The sequence below is a fragment of the Pseudomonas sp. UM16 genome (genome assembly GCF_050312595.1).
Lineage (GTDB): Bacteria > Pseudomonadota > Gammaproteobacteria > Pseudomonadales > Pseudomonadaceae > Aquipseudomonas.
The window spans coordinates 91,472-108,072 of the sequence record NZ_JBNPJT010000018.1; the positions used below are offsets into that span (position 1 = coordinate 91,472).

The window sequence follows — 16,601 nt, forward strand, 5'->3', positions numbered from 1 at the left end:
TGACAAAAGGTAATGCCAGCAGATCAAGCAAAAAACAGTGATGCATACAGCGCTATTGTAGGCGCTGGCCTTGCCGGAGAAGGGGGCTAAGCCCCCTCCGCAATCAGCCACGCAACATCGGATACAGCTCTTTGAGCAATTTTCGCCGACTGATCACCAGTTGCCAGCGATGCCCGCCCAACTGACGCCACAGGCGTGCAGCACGAATGCCGGCGAGCAACAGGGCGCGAATCTTCGAGGCATTGCTCGGTTGTTGCAAATGGCGCATGTCGCCATGCACCTGAATTCGCTGGCGCAGGGTGCTCAAGGTGTCCTGGTACAGGGCGCCGCTGGAAGCGATGACGTTCTCGTGCACCAGGCCGAAATGCTCGGCCTGGGATTGGATCTGAGGCAGGCGATTGCCGATCACATCGAGCATGTCGCCACGTTTGGCCAATTGGCGCTCAAGGCCCAGCATCGACAGGGCATAGCGCAGCGGCTCGCGCTGTAGGCTGCCCGGGTCACGCTCCAGGGCGCTGGCCAGGGCGCGGTAGCCGTCGCGCAGGTTGAGGTCGTCGCCGCCGAACACTTCCAGGGTGTTTTGTGGGTCGCGAACCAGTAGGCTGCCGAGCATACAGCCCAGGTTGGCCTCGCTGGCCTGGCCGGTGCGGGCGATGCGGTCAACCAGTACCGCCGCCTGAAATACACCGCCAAGGGCGATCAACTGTTCTTGAATCGAGCTCATCAGTGCGCGCTCCACGGCTCGGCCGTTTCGATTACGCCGCCACCCAGGCAGATTTCACCGTCGTAGAACACCACGGACTGCCCCGGTGTCACTGCACGCTGCGGCTCGTCGAACACTGCGCGGTAGCCACCTTCGGTGCGCGCCAGGGTGCAGGTTTGATCGCTCTGGCGATAGCGTACTTTGGCGGTCAGTTGGCGCGGGTTGGAGAGGTCGATCGGATTGACCCAGAAAATCTCCGAGGCCAGCAAGGCGCGGGAGAACAGCCACGGGTGCTCATTGCCTTGGCCAACCACCAGGACATTGCGGCCGAGGTCTTTTTCCAGCACGTACCACGGCTCGTCACTGGCGTCCTTGAGGCCGCCGATGCCCAGGCCCTGACGTTGGCCGATGGTGTGGTACATCAAGCCGTGATGGCGGCCGATCACTTCACCGTCGGTGGTCTGGATCTCGCCGGGCTGCGCTGGCAGGTACTGTTTGAGGAAATCACTGAAACGGCGCTCGCCAATAAAGCAGATGCCGGTGGAGTCTTTCTTCTTCGCTGTGGCTAGCCCGTGCTTCTCGGCAATAGCACGCACTTCAGGTTTTTCCAGTTCGCCGACCGGAAACAGGGTGCGGGCAATCTGCTCGCCACCGACGGCGTGGAGGAAATAGCTTTGGTCTTTGTTCGGGTCCAGGCCCTTGAGCAGTTCGGTGCGCCCGTCAGTGTCACGGCGGCGCACGTAGTGGCCGGTGGCGATCAGGTCGGCGCCGAGCATCAGCGCGTAGTCGAGGAACGCCTTGAACTTGATTTCGCGGTTGCAGAGGATGTCCGGGTTCGGCGTGCGGCCGGCCTTGTATTCTTCGAGGAAGTGCTCAAAGACGTGGTCCCAGTACTCGGCGGCAAAGTTGGCGGTGTGCAGTTTGATACCGATACGGTCGCACACGGCCTGGGCGTCGGCCAGGTCTTCGCGGGCGGTGCAGTATTCGGTGCCGTCGTCCTCTTCCCAGTTCTTCATGAACAGGCCTTCCACCTGGTAGCCCTGCTCGATCAGCAGGAGGGCGGAGACGGAAGAGTCCACGCCGCCGGACATGCCGACGATAACGCGTGTCTTTTCGGGTTCGTAAAGTGCTGGACTGGTCATAGGTACCGGCTGTGTATCTGGAAAAAGACAACGATTCTATCAGGCTGCGGGCCGCAAGGCATCGTCACCGTCAGTCGCGGATCAATGCCAGGCTGTGCAGTGGCCCGGTCAGATAGTCGTCGATGCAGCGTGGCACCAACTCGCTGCGCCAGCGCTCGGGGTTGGCCAGCAGCTCCTCGCGGGTCAGCCACACGGCGCGGACAATGTCGCTGTCGAGGGCGCGTTCGGGGTGGTGTTTGAGCGCGCGGGCAGCAAAGCAGATGCGCTGGTAGGTGACGCCGTTGCTGGGGGCGGTGTAAAGATAGATGCCGACAACTCCTGTCAGTTCGACTTCCCAGGCGGTTTCTTCGAGGGTTTCGCGCCGGGCGGCGTCGAGCAGACTCTCGTTGGTCTCAAGGTGGCCGGCGGGCTGATTGAAGACATGCTTGCCGGCTTTGAACTCCTCGACCATGAGGAAGCGGCCCTGGTCTTCGATGATGGTGGCGACAGTGATATGGGGGCGCACGGTCAATTCTCTCCCTTAGTTGTGAGCTTCAAGCTGCAAGCCACAAGTAACAGCGAAGTGTGATGGGCTGCTCCTTGTGGCTTGCAGCCTGCAGCTAAAGAAAACCCCGGTGCGTGGCCGGGGTTTCTTTTTACTGCTTTAAGCTGCTTCTCTTACAGTGCGGCAACCGCGCTGTTGAAGGTCTGGCTTGGGCGCATCACTTTGCTGGTCAGCTCGGCATCCGGGTAGTAGTAACCCCCGATTTCAGCCGGCTTGCCCTGTACGGCGTTGAGCTCGGCGACGATGGTCGCTTCGTTCTCGGCCAGGGCTTTTGCCAATGGCGCGAAGCGCGCTTGCAGCGCTGCGTCGTCGCTCTGTGCGGCCAGGGCCTGGGCCCAGTACAGGGTCAGGTAGAAGTGGCTGCCACGGTTGTCGATACCGCCGACCTTGCGCGCAGGGGACTTGTTGGTGTCCAGGAACTGGCCGGTGGCCTGGTCCAGGGTCGCCGCCAGTACCTTGGCTTTCGGGTTGGTGTAGGCGGTGCCCAGGTGCTCCAGGGAGGCTGCCAGGGCCAGGAACTCACCCAGCGAGTCCCAGCGCAGGAAGTTTTCTTCAACCAGTTGCTGTACGTGCTTCGGTGCCGAGCCGCCGGCGCCGGTTTCGAACAGGCCGCCGTTGTTCATCAGCGGTACGATCGACAGCATCTTGGCGCTGGTGCCCAGCTCCATGATCGGGAACAGGTCGGTCAGGTAGTCACGCAGAACGTTGCCGGTCACCGAGATGGTGTCCTGGCCCGCACGGATGCGCTGCAGGGAAACCTTCATGGCCTCGACAGGCGACAGAACGCGAATGTCCAGGCCGGTGGTGTCGTGGTCTTTCAGGTACTGCTGGACCTTCTCGATCAGCACGCCGTCGTGGGCGCGCAGTGGGTCGAGCCAGAACAGCGCCGGGGTGTTGCTGGCGCGGGCGCGGTTGACGGCCAGTTTGACCCAGTCCTGGATCGGCGCATCTTTGGTCTGGCACATGCGGAAGATGTCGCCAGCTTCGACTTCCTGCGACAGCAGCAGGTTGCCCTTGCCGTCAACCACGCGGATTACGCCGTCGGCCTTGGCTTGGAAGGTCTTGTCGTGGGAGCCGTACTCTTCGGCTTTCTGTGCCATCAGGCCAACGTTCGGTACGCTGCCCATGGTGGTCGGATCGAAGGCGCCGTGTTGCTTGCAGTCTTCGATAACGGCCTGGTAGATGGTTGCATAGCAACGATCCGGGATCACAGCTTTGGTGTCTTGCAGCTGGCCTTCGGTGTTCCACATCTTGCCCGAGTCACGGATCATGGCCGGCATCGAAGCGTCGACGATGACGTCGCTCGGTACGTGCAGGTTGGTGATGCCTTTGTCGGAGTTGACCATGGCCAGCGCTGGGCGCACGTCATAGACGGCTTTGACGTCGGCTTCGATCTGCGCCTGCTGCTCAGCGGGCAGGGCCTTGATACGGGCGTACAGGTCGCCGATACCGTTGTTCAGGTTGAAACCGATCTCTTCGAGTACGGCAGCGTGCTTGTTCAGGGCATCCTGGTAGTACTCGGCAACGATCTGGCCGAACATGATTGGGTCGGAGACCTTCATCATGGTGGCTTTGAGGTGTACCGACAGCAGTACGCCCTTGGCCTTGGCATCTTCGATTTCAGCGGCGATGAATTTACGCAGCGCTTTGGTGCTCAAGACCGCGCAGTCGACGATCTCGCCGGCTTTGACCGCAGTCTTTTCTTTCAGAACGGTGGTGGTGCCGTTCTTGTCCAGCAGTTCGATGCGCAGGCTGTCATCGGCTTCGATCAGTGCGGCTTTTTCGCTGCCGTAGAAGTCGCCATGGCTCATGTGCGCCACGTGGGACTTGGAGTCAGCAGCCCAGGCGCCCATCTTGTGCGGGTGCTTGCGTGCGTAGTTCTTGACCGACAGCGGGGCGCGGCGGTCGGAGTTGCCTTCGCGCAGTACCGGGTTTACGGCGCTGCCCTTGATGCGGTCATAGCGCGCCTTGGCTTCTTTCTCAGCCTCGGTGCTGACAGCTTCAGGGTAGTCAGGAACGTTGAAGCCCTTGGCTTGCAGTTCCTTGATCGCGGCTTTGAGCTGCGGTACCGAGGCGCTGATGTTCGGCAGCTTGATGATGTTGGCTTCTGGCGTGGTTGCCAGTTGGCCCAGTTCTGCCAGGTGGTCGGCCACTTGCTTGTCGGCGCCGAGCTGTTCAGGGAAGGCAGAAAGGATGCGGCCGGCCAGAGAGATGTCCCGGGTTTCTACGGCGATGTCGGCGCAAGCGGTGAAGGCTTCGACTACAGGGAGCAGTGAGTAGGTGGCGAGGGCAGGGGCTTCGTCGGTGAAGGTGTAGATGATCTTGGATCGGGTGGGCATATTCGGGTTAACTCTCTGTTTTGCTGAGCGTGCGCAGAATCTCGAAGTGCGCAGGGTAGGCGCTTCGCTCGGACACATCTATGAGCAGAAGGTCGAGGGTTCTGTGCGGTGATGGTGGATTGCATCAGTCGAGTGTCAAGCGGCTGAACTGCGGTAGCAGCCCAGTCAGGTCGGGGTCGCGTTTCAGACGCTTTGCCCCTGTGACCCTTTGGTCACCGGCGGAGTATATCAAATCCGTGATCGGAATCACCAAGATCAACGTCTAACAGCGGCTTTTTTAGACCAAAGATGTAGGCGCAATGGCCCCATAATGGTGCATTCGTGCCCATGGTTCCCGTTGCCGTGCAACTGGGGTACGCTCTGGGGATCCAGATGACGTACCACACCAAAAAAAACGGAGTGCAGCATGGGATACCAGAAAATCAAGGTTCCGGCAGTCGGCGACAAAATCACCGTCAATGCGGACCATTCTCTCAATGTTCCTGATAATCCGATCATCCCGTTCATCGAGGGCGACGGCATTGGCGTAGACGTCAGTCCCGTCATGATCAAAGTGGTCGATGCTGCTGTAGAAAAAGCCTATGGGGGCAAGCGCAAGATTTCCTGGATGGAAGTCTATGCCGGTGAAAAGGCCACCCAGGTGTATGACCAGGATACCTGGCTGCCCCAGGAAACCCTGGACGCGGTCAAAGATTACGTCGTCTCTATCAAAGGCCCGCTGACCACCCCGGTCGGTGGCGGCATTCGCTCCCTAAACGTGGCCCTGCGCCAGCAGTTGGACCTGTATGTCTGCCTGCGTCCTGTGGTGTGGTTCCAGGGCGTGCCCAGCCCGGTGAAAAAGCCCGGTGACGTCGATATGGTGATCTTCCGGGAAAACTCCGAAGACATTTATGCCGGTATCGAATGGAAAGCCGGTTCGCCAGAGGCGAACAAGGTCATCAAGTTCCTCAAAGAAGAGATGGGCGTCACCAAGATCCGTTTCGACCAGGATTGCGGTATCGGCATCAAGCCAGTATCGAAAGAAGGTACTCAGCGCCTGGTGCGCAAAGCCCTGCAGTACGTGGTGGATAACGACCGCAAGTCGCTGACCATTGTGCACAAAGGCAACATCATGAAGTTCACCGAAGGTGCCTTCAAGGATTGGGGCTACGAGATCGCCAAGAACGAATTCGGCGCCGAGCTACTCGATGGTGGCCCGTGGATGAAGTTCAAAAACCCGAAAACCGGGCGTGAAGTGATCGTAAAGGATGCCATTGCTGACGCCATGCTCCAGCAGATCCTCCTGCGTCCGGCTGAGTACGACGTGATTGCCACCCTCAACCTCAATGGCGACTACCTCTCTGACGCTCTGGCGGCGGAAGTCGGCGGAATCGGTATTGCCCCGGGTGCCAACCTGTCAGATACCGTAGCGATGTTCGAGGCCACGCACGGTACTGCACCAAAATACGCCGGCAAAGACCAGGTAAACCCGGGTTCGGTGATTCTCTCGGCTGAGATGATGCTGCGGCACCTGGGTTGGACCGAGGCCGCTGACCTGATCATCAAGGGTACCAATGGCGCTATCGCCGCCAAGACCGTGACTTATGACTTCGAGCGCCTGATGGATGGCGCAACCCTGGTCACCAGCTCCGGTTTCGGCGAGGCGCTGATCAAGCATATGTAACGCGAAGCAAAAAAACCGGCCAACTCATGAGGGTTGGCCGGTTTTTTATTGTCTGCCGGAACGGTTCAGGCGTCTGCCGTTACCGGGTTGCTGGCGGGTGAGGCAGTGGTTTGCGTAGCGGCATTGGTGATATTCACCGCATGCAGCCCTTTGGGGCCCTGGATGATCTCGAAGCTGACAGGTTGGCCGGCCTTCAAGGTTTTATAACCGTCCATTTGAATGGCCGAGTAGTGAGCAAACAGATCCTCTGTTTTGCCGTCTTCATTGATGAATCCATAGCCCTTGGCATTGTTGAACCACTTGACTTTACCGCTTGCCATCCTCATATCCCTCTGCAAAGGACTCCATCACTGGAGTATCATCCACTCCATCCGCATATGAACCTGCGAAAATTCTGGTTGACTGCGCGGATCTTTATCGACCACGGTGGGTTCTTATTGGTTGTAACACCGTTTTGCCGATAGTCAAGGTGAGGTGACGGCAATCCCGCGTCGCCTGTGCGGTCAACCCATAAACCAACTTGCCGAAATGATGAAATTCTTTCCATGCATGCACATAGCCAGATTCGACTAACATTCAATCAGGATCGCCCGCAATCGCATGAGGACGATGGTTCTGGCCTGGCGGTACAGGAGGCCAAGCCGGCCCTGCAGGCACCACCCATGTACAAGGTGGTTTTGTTCAACGATGACTACACACCGATGGATTTCGTCGTCGAAGTGCTCGAGGTGTTTTTTAACCTGAATCGCGAGCTGGCGACCAAGGTCATGCTAGCCGTCCATACAGAAGGACGGGCAGTATGCGGATTGTTTACCCGCGACATCGCCGAAACCAAGGCCATGCAGGTCAACCAATACGCAAGGGAAAGCCAGCATCCGCTACTCTGTGAAATCGAGAAGGACGGTTAATCGCCGACCACTTGGGTATGAGGTGAAGCTATGTTAAACCGCGAGCTCGAAGTCACCCTCAATCTGGCCTTCAAGGAGGCACGTTCGAAGCGTCATGAGTTCATGACCGTCGAGCACCTGCTGCTGGCATTATTGGATAATGAGGCCGCCGCGACCGTTCTGCGCGCGTGCGGCGCAAACCTCGACAAACTCAAACACGACCTGCAGGAGTTCATCGACTCCACCACGCCGTTGATCCCCGTGCATGACGAGGACCGTGAAACCCAGCCAACCCTGGGCTTCCAGCGTGTGTTGCAGCGCGCAGTCTTTCATGTCCAGAGCTCGGGCAAGCGTGAAGTCACCGGCGCCAATGTGCTGGTAGCGATTTTCAGCGAACAGGAAAGCCAGGCAGTGTTTCTGCTCAAGCAGCAGAGCGTGGCGCGAATCGATGTGGTCAACTACATCGCCCATGGCATCTCCAAGGTGCCGGGCCATGGTGAACACTCCGAGGGCGAGCAAGATATGCAGGACGAGGATGGTGGCGAAACGTCATCGTCGGGCAATCCACTGGATACCTACGCCAGCAACCTCAACGAACAGGCCCGTCAAGGGCGCATTGACCCTCTGGTTGGTCGTGAGCTGGAAGTCGAGCGTGTAGCGCAGATCCTTGCGCGTCGGCGCAAAAATAACCCGCTGCTGGTCGGTGAGGCTGGTGTCGGCAAAACGGCCATTGCCGAGGGCCTGGCCAAGCGTATTGTCGACGGTCAAGTGCCTGACCTGCTGGCACAAAGCGTGGTCTATTCCCTGGACCTCGGTGCGTTGCTGGCCGGTACCAAATACCGTGGTGACTTCGAGAAGCGCTTCAAGGCGCTGCTGAACGAATTGCGCAAACGGCCGCAGGCGATCCTGTTCATTGACGAGATTCACACCATCATCGGTGCCGGTGCGGCCTCTGGTGGCGTCATGGATGCCTCCAATCTGCTCAAGCCGCTGTTGTCTTCGGGAGATATTCGCTGCATCGGTTCGACCACGTTCCAGGAGTTTCGCGGCATCTTCGAAAAAGACCGGGCCCTGGCGCGGCGCTTTCAGAAGGTTGATGTCAGCGAGCCATCGGTGGAAGACACCGTGGGCATCTTGCGTGGGCTCAAGGGGCGTTTCGAGTCGCATCACAATATCGAATACAGTGATGAGGCCTTGCGCGCCGCTGCCGAGCTGGCAGCCCGTTACATCAACGATCGACACATGCCTGACAAGGCTATCGATGTCATCGACGAAGCAGGTGCCTATCAGCGCCTGCAACCAGTCGAGATGCGTGTCAAACGCATCGAAGTACCGCAAGTTGAGGATATCGTAGCGAAAATCGCGCGGATACCGCCAAAGCACGTCACCAGTTCCGACAAGGAGCTGCTGCGTAACCTTGAGCGAGACCTGAAGCTGACGGTGTTTGGTCAGGATGCGGCGATCGATTCGCTAGCCACCGCCATCAAACTGTCGCGTGCTGGATTGAAAGCGCCTGACAAACCGGTCGGTTCGTTCCTGTTTGCCGGTCCCACCGGCGTGGGTAAGACCGAAGCGGCGCGCCAGTTGGCCAAGGCGTTGGGGGTTGAGCTGGTGCGCTTCGACATGTCCGAGTACATGGAACGTCATACCGTTTCGCGTCTAATCGGTGCGCCTCCGGGCTATGTCGGTTTCGACCAGGGCGGTTTGCTCACCGAGGCCATCACCAAGCAGCCGCATTGCGTGTTACTGCTCGATGAAATCGAGAAGGCCCATCCGGAAGTCTTCAACCTGCTGCTGCAGGTGATGGATCACGGGACCCTGACCGACAACAACGGGCGCAAGGCGGACTTCCGTAACGTCATCGTGATCATGACCACCAACGCCGGTGCTGAAACTGCTGCGCGAGCCTCGATCGGCTTCACTCAGCAGGATCATTCCTCCGACGCTATGGAAGTGATCAAGAAGAGCTTCACGCCGGAATTTCGTAACCGTCTGGACACCATCATTCAGTTTGGTCGCCTGAGTCACGAGGTGATCAAGAGTGTGGTGGACAAGTTCCTCACCGAACTGCAGGCGCAATTGGAAGACAAGCGTGTTTTGCTGGAGGTCAGTGATGCGGCACGCAGCTGGCTGGCTGCCGGTGGGTACGATGCGCAGATGGGCGCACGGCCCATGGCGCGGCTGATTCAGGACAAGATCAAGCGGCCGTTGGCTGAAGAGATCCTGTTCGGCGAGCTGGCTGAGCATGGCGGCGTGGTGCACATCGATATTCGCGATGGCGAGTTGGTGTTCGACTTCGAAACTACGGCTGAGATGGCCTGATAGGGCGAGGGGGCGGATGACTCCGCTCCCTCGGTCGTTAGGAGGGGTTAACAAAAACGCCCGGCATATAGCCGGGCGTTTTTGTTGGTGTCGCTTAGCGGGCGCGGTAGGTGATGCGCCCCTTGCTCAGGTCATAAGGCGTCAGTTCGACGCGGACCTTGTCACCGGTCAGAATACGAATGTAGTTCTTGCGCATTTTTCCGGAGATATGCGCGGTAACGACGTGCCCATTTTCCAACTCCACACGGAACATGGTGTTGGGCAGGGTGTCGACGACAGTGCCTTCCATTTCGAAGCTGTCTTCTTTCGACATGCAGTAAAGCCCTCGGTGTCCAGTTAATGGCCCGGTGCACAACTGCGCCAGGCAAAAAAAGTGGCGTGCATTGTGCCGAAAAAATGGACTTTAAGCCAATGATTTCAGTTAAGGGTCACCCAACGTTGATTGATCAGTAGCTCAATGGGGCGGTACTGGGTCTTGTAGTTCATCTTTTTGCAGTTTTTGATCCAGTAACCGAGGTAGACCGCGTCCAGTCCTTGGCGCAGGGCTTCGGTGATTTGCCAGAGGATGGCGAAGCGACCGAGGCTGCGCCGTTCTTCGTCTGGTTCGTAGAAGGTGTAGACCGCTGACAGGCCGTTGGGCAGCAGGTCAGTCACCGCGACGGCGACCAGGCGCTGATTCAGGCGGAACTCGTAGAAACGTGAAAACGGCAGGTCGCGGACCAGGAAGGTGGCGAACTGATCGCGGCTGGGCGGGTACATGTCGCCATCGGCATGGCGTTGTTCGATGTAGCGGCGGTACAGCTCGAAATATTCCTCTTTGAACGCCGGGCGCGCCGCAGTGACCGTAAGGTCGGTATTGCGCTTGAGGATGCGCTTTTGCTGGCGATTGGGCGAAAAGCGCGCAGCCGGGATCCGTGCCGGCACGCAGGCATTGCAGTTCTGGCAGTGCGGGCGATACAGGTGGTCGCCGCTGCGCCGAAAACCCATTTCCGACAGGTCTGCGTAGACATTCACATCCATCGGCTGACTCGGATCGAGAAACAGCGTGGTGGCTTGCTCGTCTGGCAGGTAGCTGCAGGAATGGGGTTGAGTGGCATAAAACTTCAACCGCGCCAGCTCTGTCATGATCAACCCCTCGGGAGGTGCTTTAGAATTAAGTGTAAGCCAGCTGGAAAAACTCGCCTAGCAAACCCAATTGGTACTGTTGGGTTGGTCGACATAGCGCTGCAGGTAGTCGGCAAAGCTGGCGCGAGCAATGGCCCGAGCGCCGAGGCTGTGCAGGTGTTCGGTCGGCATCTGGCAGTCAATGAGGACAAATCCGGCTTGCTGTAGGTGTTCGATCAGGGTGACGAAGCCGACCTTGGAGGCATTGTCAGCGCGGCTGAACATCGATTCGCCGAAAAACAGCCGGCCCATCGCGAGGCCGTACAGGCCGCCGACCAATTCACCGTCCTTATGTACTTCAACCGAATGGGCAAAGCCCTGCTCATGCAGTTTCAGGTATGCAGCCTGCATGCTGTCAGTAATCCAGGTGCCATCAGCGTAGTCGCGAGGCGCGGCGCAAGCGGCGATGACTCCGGCAAAGTCCTGGTCGAAGCTGACCTGGTAATGGCCTTGGCGGATGAATTTGCGCAGCGATCGTGACACGTGCAATTCGTCGGGAAACAGCACTGTGCGTGGGTCGGGCGACCACCAGAGGATCGGCTGGCCGTCCTGATACCAGGGAAAGCAACCGTGGCGGTAGGCCTGCACCAGGCGTTCGGCGCTTAAGTCGCCGCCGGCGGCAAGCAGGCCGTTGGGGTCGCGCATGGCTTTGGCCAATGGCGGGAATGTCAAGGAGTCGCGGCTCAACCAGGTCAGCATCGTCGTTCAGTGATGGAGGATGGGAGGGCGGTCAGCATTGCCTGAAAGGGTGTCGTGGGGCAAGCCTGCGTCCGCAGCAGGTGAGCCCTTCAAGCAACTTGCAACCGGCTTTGTTGTCACACTTGGATAAAAACACCGCATAAGCCTTTGTCACAAAAGAAAATGCGTGCTCAAATTGCGATATAGGAAATTGGCCCCCGTTTACGCTTGTTTCTGGCGTGCCGCCATGGCGGTAGGCGGGCAGTAATGTTAAAAGTAGTGGTTTATTGACTGTTCAATTAGGTCACACACTGTTGGGCGCGCATTGAGCGCAGGAATAGAAGCGTTTTGAAGAAATCCACCGCAACATCGAATCCCTTGCCTGTGCCGCTGTGGCGCCAGCAGCTGCATTATCGCCTCAAGGAAGGTGCGCTGATCGCCATGGGGGCGCTGTGCCTGTACCTGTGGATGGCGCTGCTGACCTACGACCAGGCCGACCCGGGCTTCAGCCACACCAGCAACGTCGAGCAGGTGCAGAATGCCGCCGGACGTGCCGGTGCTTACTTCGCTGATGTGCTGTTCATGGTGCTGGGCTACTTCGCCTACATTTTTCCGATGCTGCTGGCGATCAAGACCTGGCAGATCTTCCGTGAGCGTCACCAGCCCTGGCAGTGGAGTGGCTGGCTGTTCTCCTGGCGCCTGATCGGTCTGGTGTTTCTGGTGCTCTCGGGCGCTGCGCTGGCGCATATTCACTTTCATTCCGCCGCCAGCCTGCCGGCCTCAGCCGGTGGTGCGTTGGGTGAAAGCCTCGGTGATCTGGCCAAGAACGCCTTGAATGTGCAGGGCAGCACCCTGATGTTCATTGCCTTGTTCCTGTTCGGCCTGACGGTGTTTACCGACCTGTCCTGGTTCAAGGTCATGGACATTACTGGCAAGATCACCCTCGACCTGTTTGAACTGGTCCAGGGCGCCGCCAATCGTTGGTGGGCCGCGCGTAACGAGCGCAAGCGCCTGGTGGCGCAGCTGCGTGAAGTCGATGATCAGGTTCATGACGTGGTCGCCCCAGTGGTGCCGGATCGTCGTGAGCAGGCCAAGGCCAAGGAGCGCATCATCGAGCGTGACCAGGCCCTGAGCAAACATGTGGCCGAGCGCGCGCAACAGCCGGCACCGGTGATCATGCCGGCCCCAGTCAAGGCACCTGAACCGAGCAAGCGTGTGCAGAAGGAAAAGCAGGCGCCGTTGTTCGTCGACAGTGCCGTCGAAGGCACCTTGCCACCGATCTCGATCCTCGACCCTGCCGAGAAAAAGCAGGTCAATTACTCGCCTGAGTCCCTGGCTGGCGTCGGTCACCTGCTGGAAATCAAGCTGAAAGAATTCGGCGTTGAAGTCTCGGTGGACTCCATCCATCCCGGTCCGGTGATTACCCGTTACGAAATCCAGCCGGCCGCAGGTGTCAAGGTCAGCCGTATCGCCAACCTGGCCAAAGACCTGGCCCGCTCCCTGGCAGTAACCAGTGTGCGTGTGGTTGAAGTGATTCCTGGCAAGACCACCGTCGGTATCGAAATTCCCAACGAAGACCGGCAGATCGTGCGCTTCTCTGAAGTGCTGTCGTCGCCGCAGTACGACGAAGCCAAATCGCCAGTCACCATGGCCCTGGGGCACGACATCGGCGGTAAGCCGGTGATCACCGATCTGGCGAAGATGCCACACCTGCTGGTAGCCGGTACCACCGGTTCCGGTAAATCGGTGGGGGTCAACGCGATGATCCTTTCGATTCTGTTCAAGTCGGGCCCAGAAGACGCCAAGCTGATCATGATCGACCCGAAAATGCTCGAACTGTCGATCTATGAAGGCATTCCGCACCTGCTGTGCCCAGTGGTTACCGACATGAAGGACGCCGCCAACGCCCTACGCTGGAGCGTTGCCGAGATGGAGCGGCGTTACAAGCTGATGGCGGCTATGGGCGTGCGTAACCTGGCAGGCTTCAACCGCAAGGTCAAAGACGCTGAAGAAGCCGGCGAGCCGATCTACGACCCGATGTTCAAGCGCGAAAGCATGGACGACGTGCCGCCGCTGCTGAAAACCCTGCCGACCATCGTCGTGGTGGTCGATGAGTTTGCCGACATGATGATGATCGTCGGCAAGAAGGTCGAAGAGCTGATCGCCCGTATCGCCCAGAAGGCCCGTGCTGCTGGTATCCACCTGATCCTGGCGACCCAGCGGCCGTCGGTGGACGTCATCACCGGCCTGATCAAGGCCAACATCCCGACCCGTATGGCGTTCCAGGTGTCGAGCAAGATCGACTCGCGGACCATCATCGACCAGGGCGGTGCCGAGCAGTTGCTCGGTCATGGTGACATGCTCTATATGCCGCCTGGCACCAGCCTGCCGATCCGCGTACACGGGGCCTTCGTTTCTGACGAAGAGGTCCACCGCGTGGTCGAGGCATGGAAACAACGTGGCGCACCGGATTACAACGACGACATCCTTAACGGTGTCGAAGAGGCCGGCAGCGGCTTTGAAGGCAGCAGTGGTGGCGGTGATGATGATGCCGAAACCGACGCGCTCTACGATGAAGCCGTGCAGTTCGTCCTGGAAAGCCGTCGTGCCTCCATCTCCGCCGTACAGCGCAAGCTGAAGATCGGCTACAACCGCGCTGCGCGGATGATCGAGGCGATGGAGATGGCCGGTGTGGTCACTGCCATGAACACCAACGGCTCGCGCGAAGTGATTGCCCCTGGGCCGTCCCGCGACTGATGAATCACCCAGCCTGTGGCCACGATGGTGACAGGCCCATTCTTACTGCAACGAGGATTTCCATGCGCCTGATTCGCATGATGTTGGTTTCCGCCTTGAGCCTGTCCAGCACCGCCGCATTTGCCGGTGAGCAGGATGTGGCGCGTCTGACCCAACTGCTGGAAAAGTCCAGGACCATTGAGGCCCGTTTCTCTCAGTTGACCCTTGATGGTAGTGGTACCCAGCTTCAGGAAACTGCAGGGCAAATGGCGGTTCAGCGCCCTGGCCTGTTCTACTGGCACACTGATGCTCCACAGGAACAGGTGGTGGTTTCCGACGGCAAGACCGTCACTCTGTGGGACCCGGACCTGGAGCAGGCGACCATCAAGAAGCTCGACCAGCGCCTGACCGAGACGCCAGCACTGTTGCTGTCCGGCGATGTCTCGAAGATCAGCCAGAGCTTCGATATCAGCTCCAAGGAGCAGGGCGATGTCATGGATTTCACCCTCAAACCGAAAACCAAAGACACCCTGTTCGACTCGCTGCGTCTATCGTTCCGTAAGGGCCTGGTCAATGATATGCAACTGATCGACAGCGTTGGCCAGCGCACCAATATCCTGTTCACCGGGGTCAAGGCCAACGGCACGATCCCAGCGAGCAGATTCAAGTTCGATATCCCCAAAGGCGCGGATGTCATTTCTGAGTAAGAGGTTGTAGCGCCGTCCATGGACCTGTTTCGTAGCGATCCCGTAGCCCAGCCCCTGGCCGCGCGTTTGCGCCCGGCCAACCTGGACGAATACGTCGGCCAGGAGCATCTGCTGGCCCGCGGCAAACCGCTGCGTGAGGCGCTGGAGCAGGGCGCGCTGCACTCGATGATATTCTGGGGCCCGCCCGGGGTCGGCAAGACCACCCTGGCGCGGCTGCTGGCGCAGTTTTGCGATGCTCACTTTGAAACCGTCTCGGCGGTACTGGCGGGGGTCAAGGAAATCCGCCATGCGGTGGAGATCGCCAAGCAGCAGGCCGGGCAATACGGCAAGCGCACCATCCTGTTTGTCGACGAAGTGCACCGCTTCAACAAGTCTCAGCAGGATGCGTTTCTGCCGTACGTTGAAGACGGTACGTTGATTTTCATCGGCGCCACTACCGAAAACCCCTCGTTCGAACTGAACAATGCCTTGCTCTCTCGCGCACGTGTCTATGTACTCAAGAGTCTGGACGAGGCGGCCCTGCGCAAGTTGGTCAACCGTGCCCTGACGGAGGAGCGCGGCCTTGGCAAGCGCCAGTTGCGGGTCGGCGATGAAGCCTTTCAGATGCTCATGGCTGCAGCCGATGGTGACGGTCGGCGCATGCTTAACTTTCTGGAAAATGCCTCGGACCTGGCTGAAGACGGTGGCGAGATTGGCGTTGAACTGCTGCAAAGCCTGCTCGGCGACAGTCGTCGGCGTTTCGATAAGGGCGGAGAGGCGTTTTACGATCAGATCTCGGCACTGCACAAGTCGGTACGTGGCTCCAACCCTGATGGCGCGCTGTACTGGTTCGCGCGCATGCTCGACGGCGGCTGCGATCCGCTGTACATCGCCCGCCGTGTCGTGCGTATGGCCAGCGAAGACATTGGCAACGCCGATCCACGAGCGCTGAGCCTGTGCCTGGCCGCGTGGGACGTGCAGGAACGGCTCGGCAGTCCGGAGGGTGAGCTGGCGGTGGCTCAGGCCATTACCTACCTGGCTTGCGCACCGAAGAGCAACGCCGTCTACATGGGGTTCAAGACAGCCCTGCGCGAAGCTGGCGAACACGGTTCGCTGGAAGTACCGCTGCACCTGCGCAATGCGCCGACCAAGCTGATGAAGCAACTGGGTTACGGCGACGAATACCGCTATGCCCATGATGAACCCGATGCTTATGCCGCTGGCGAAGACTACTTTCCCGACAACCTGGCGCCGCGCAACTACTATCAACCGGTGCCGCGCGGCCTGGAACTGAAAATCGGTGAAAAGCTCAAGCACCTGGCTGAGCTCGATCGCAAGAGTCCGCGGCAACGGAGAAAGCCATGATTGCGGTGATTGCCGCAGTCAGTGCGGGTGGTGTTGCGGGGACTTTATTGCGCTTTGCCACCGCCAATTGGGTCAATGCCCACTGGCCACGCCACTTCTATCTCGGTACGCTGGCGGTCAATTTGATTGGCTGCCTGCTGATCGGCCTGCTCTACGGGTTGTTTCTCCATCGCCCGATAGTTCCGGTCGAACTGCGCGCGGGCCTGATCGTCGGGTTTCTCGGCGGTCTGACGACTTTTTCATCTTTTTCACTGGACACCGTACGTCTGCTCGAGAACGGGCAGGCGCCGCTGGCTTTTGGCTATGCCGCAGCTAGCGTATTGGGTGGGCTGCTCGCAACTTGGGCCGGCCTGTCTTTGACCAAATTCTGAA

15 protein-coding genes are annotated in these 16,601 nt (G+C 59.1%); 7 read left to right on the forward strand and 8 right to left on the reverse strand.

Annotated features, from left to right (window positions below):
* Positions 1-103: 103 nt before the first annotated feature.
* From hflD to ACQRAX_RS20740, 4 genes are all read right to left on the reverse strand, one after another.
* Entirely contained in the window at positions 104-724 is a 621-nt protein-coding gene (hflD, locus tag ACQRAX_RS20725) for a high frequency lysogenization protein HflD (RefSeq protein ID WP_045188388.1), read from the reverse strand.
* The gene (mnmA, locus tag ACQRAX_RS20730; protein ID WP_412039580.1) at positions 724-1,845 is read right to left on the reverse strand and encodes a tRNA 2-thiouridine(34) synthase MnmA; all 1,122 of its coding nucleotides are present in this window, start codon (positions 1,843-1,845) and stop codon (positions 724-726) included. Before mnmA ends, hflD begins: the two co-directional genes overlap by 1 nt.
* A 70-nt stretch (positions 1,846-1,915) precedes the next feature.
* Entirely contained in the window at positions 1,916-2,356 is a 441-nt protein-coding gene (locus tag ACQRAX_RS20735; RefSeq protein ID WP_412039579.1) for an NUDIX hydrolase, read from the reverse strand.
* Positions 2,357-2,502: 146 nt separating this feature from the next.
* Positions 2,503-4,728, reverse strand: coding sequence for an NADP-dependent isocitrate dehydrogenase (locus ACQRAX_RS20740; RefSeq protein WP_412039578.1), 2,226 nt, complete (start codon positions 4,726-4,728; stop codon positions 2,503-2,505).
* Positions 4,729-5,134: 406 nt separating this feature from the next.
* Here ACQRAX_RS20740 and icd point away from each other — a divergent pair, with 406 nt between their 5' ends.
* Positions 5,135-6,391, forward strand: a complete 1,257-nt coding sequence (gene icd / locus ACQRAX_RS20745; RefSeq protein WP_045188381.1) for an NADP-dependent isocitrate dehydrogenase — start codon at positions 5,135-5,137, stop codon at positions 6,389-6,391.
* A 65-nt stretch (positions 6,392-6,456) separates the two neighbouring features.
* Here icd and cspD read toward each other — a convergent pair whose 3' ends face one another.
* Positions 6,457-6,711, reverse strand: coding sequence for a cold shock domain-containing protein CspD (cspD, locus tag ACQRAX_RS20750; RefSeq protein WP_412039577.1), 255 nt, complete (start codon positions 6,709-6,711; stop codon positions 6,457-6,459).
* Between the two features lie 225 nt (positions 6,712-6,936).
* On the opposite strand from cspD, the gene clpS reads away from it, so the two are divergent.
* Positions 6,937-7,299 carry an ATP-dependent Clp protease adapter ClpS gene (gene clpS / locus ACQRAX_RS20755; RefSeq protein WP_009400967.1) on the forward strand — a complete coding sequence of 121 codons (363 nt, stop codon included), beginning with the start codon at positions 6,937-6,939 and terminating at the stop codon, positions 7,297-7,299.
* Between the two features lie 30 nt (positions 7,300-7,329).
* Positions 7,330-9,600, forward strand: coding sequence for an ATP-dependent Clp protease ATP-binding subunit ClpA (clpA, locus tag ACQRAX_RS20760; protein ID WP_412039576.1), 2,271 nt, complete (start codon positions 7,330-7,332; stop codon positions 9,598-9,600).
* A 94-nt stretch (positions 9,601-9,694) separates the two neighbouring features.
* Here the strand turns inward: clpA and infA are convergent, their stop codons facing one another.
* From infA to aat, 3 genes are all read right to left on the reverse strand, one after another.
* Complete coding sequence (gene infA, locus ACQRAX_RS20765; protein ID WP_002553999.1) at positions 9,695-9,913, reverse strand: translation initiation factor IF-1; 219 nt, start codon at positions 9,911-9,913, stop codon at positions 9,695-9,697.
* Between the two features lie 104 nt (positions 9,914-10,017).
* The gene (locus tag ACQRAX_RS20770) at positions 10,018-10,725 is read right to left on the reverse strand and encodes an arginyltransferase (protein WP_412039575.1); all 708 of its coding nucleotides are present in this window, start codon (positions 10,723-10,725) and stop codon (positions 10,018-10,020) included.
* Between the two features lie 57 nt (positions 10,726-10,782).
* Positions 10,783-11,463, reverse strand: coding sequence for a leucyl/phenylalanyl-tRNA--protein transferase (aat, locus tag ACQRAX_RS20775; protein WP_412039574.1), 681 nt, complete (start codon positions 11,461-11,463; stop codon positions 10,783-10,785).
* 303 nt (positions 11,464-11,766) lie between these two features.
* On the opposite strand from aat, the gene ftsK reads away from it, so the two are divergent.
* The 4 genes from ftsK to crcB all read left to right on the forward strand — a co-directional run bounded on the left by ftsK (position 11,767) and on the right by crcB (position 16,600).
* Entirely contained in the window at positions 11,767-14,199 is a 2,433-nt protein-coding gene (gene ftsK / locus ACQRAX_RS20780; protein WP_412039651.1) for a DNA translocase FtsK, read from the forward strand.
* A gap of 62 nt (positions 14,200-14,261) precedes the next feature.
* Positions 14,262-14,885 (forward strand): outer membrane lipoprotein chaperone LolA, encoded by a 624-nt coding sequence (lolA, locus tag ACQRAX_RS20785; RefSeq protein WP_412039573.1) that lies wholly within the window; start codon positions 14,262-14,264, stop codon positions 14,883-14,885.
* A gap of 18 nt (positions 14,886-14,903) precedes the next feature.
* Positions 14,904-16,229, forward strand: coding sequence for a replication-associated recombination protein A (locus tag ACQRAX_RS20790; protein WP_412039572.1), 1,326 nt, complete (start codon positions 14,904-14,906; stop codon positions 16,227-16,229).
* Positions 16,226-16,600 carry a fluoride efflux transporter CrcB gene (gene crcB / locus ACQRAX_RS20795; RefSeq protein ID WP_412039571.1) on the forward strand — a complete coding sequence of 125 codons (375 nt, stop codon included), beginning with the start codon at positions 16,226-16,228 and terminating at the stop codon, positions 16,598-16,600. Before ACQRAX_RS20790 ends, crcB begins: the two co-directional genes overlap by 4 nt.
* The last annotated feature ends 1 nt before the right edge of the window (position 16,601 follow it).